General features: G+C 67.5%; 1 protein-coding gene. It reads right to left on the bottom strand.

What is annotated here, in order from left to right; genetic code table 11:
* A partial coding sequence (gene istA / locus XI06_RS12935) for an IS21 family transposase (protein ID WP_271605487.1) occupies positions 1 to 1118 on the bottom strand: 1118 nt, incomplete at its 3' end.
* Between the last annotated feature and the right edge of the window lie 181 nt (positions 1119 to 1299).

Genomic DNA, 1299 nt, shown 5'->3' with positions numbered 1-1299 from the left:
TGGAAAATCTCCACGGTGCGGGCGGTGAAGCGCACCTCGACCTCGGCGCGGACGAAGCGATGCGGGACGCTGTAGTAATGCGCCTCGACCTCGACGTGATAGTCGATGCTGACCCGGCAGATCCGCCACTCGGCGAACACGTAAGGGCTCTCCGGCAAGACCTTCAGCGCCGGCCGGTCGATCTCCTCCAATAGCTTGCGGCGGGTGACGCCGAGCCGCCGGATCGGCCGCTCCTCGTTGAGCCGGGTCATTAACTCGGCGATCGCCGCGTTGACCTCAGCGAGGCTGTGGAAGATCCGGTGGCGCAGCCGTCCGAGCAGCCAGCGTTCGACCATGAGGACCGCCTGCTCGACCTTGGCCTTGTCCCGTGGCCGTCGTGGCCTGGCCGGCAGAATGGCGGTGCCGTAATGCGCCACCATATCGGCGTAGCTGCGGTTGATCTGCGGATCGTAGAGGCAGGCCTTGATCACCGCGACCTTGGTGTTGTCCGGCACCAGCAGTGCCGGCACGCCGCCGATTGCCTCGAAGGCGCCGACGTGGCCGCTGATCCAGTCGGCGAGGCCCTGCGTCCAGGTCGCCTGCGCGTAGGTGAAGCTCGATGCGCCCAGCACCGCGACGAAGATCTGCGCGGTGCGCCGTTCGCCGGTGAACCGGTCGATCACCACCGGGACGCCGTCGCCGGCATAGTCGACGAACAGCTTGTCGCCGGCCGCATGCGACTGGCGCATCGTCACCGACAGCCGGCCTTCCCAGGCCCGGTAGAGCTCGCAGAACCGCGAATAGCGATACCCGCCGGGTTCGCCCGCGATGTACTCCTCCCACACAATCGACAGCGTCACGTGCTTGCGCTTGAGCTCGCGATGCACCGCCGCCCAGTCCGGCTCGGCCTGCCGCCGATGGCCCCGCCGGGTGCCCGCACCGGCTCCGGCGCTGGCAAACAGTCGGGCCTCCAGCACCGTGTCGGTGACGTCGTCTGGCAACGGCCAGGTCAGCCCCGCCGCCTCGAACCGGCGGATCGTCAACCGCACCGTCGAAGGGGCCGTGCCGACCCGCCGCGCAACCTCGCGGGTCGGCATCCCGGCCGACTTCAATCTGATCACATCGCGCACATGGCGCATCGCAAACCTCTCCGTCGGCATCAAGGTCCCCCTTCGCAAAGCCGAAAGACGGGACCGTAGCGGAGCCAGAAGAGGCCTCGTCACCCCGGGCGACATCATCCCGGAATGGTGGGCGACATCAAATCGGAACGGTGGGCGAGATCATTCCGGAATGGTGGGCGACATCGAGCGGAATCAGCAG

The sequence above is a fragment of the Bradyrhizobium sp. CCBAU 11434 genome, assembly GCF_028128895.1.
In the GTDB taxonomy this organism is placed as follows: domain Bacteria; phylum Pseudomonadota; class Alphaproteobacteria; order Rhizobiales; family Xanthobacteraceae; genus Bradyrhizobium; species Bradyrhizobium zhengyangense.
The sequence above is the reverse complement of the archived record's forward strand: the minus strand, read 5'-3'. Positions and strand labels throughout refer to the sequence as shown.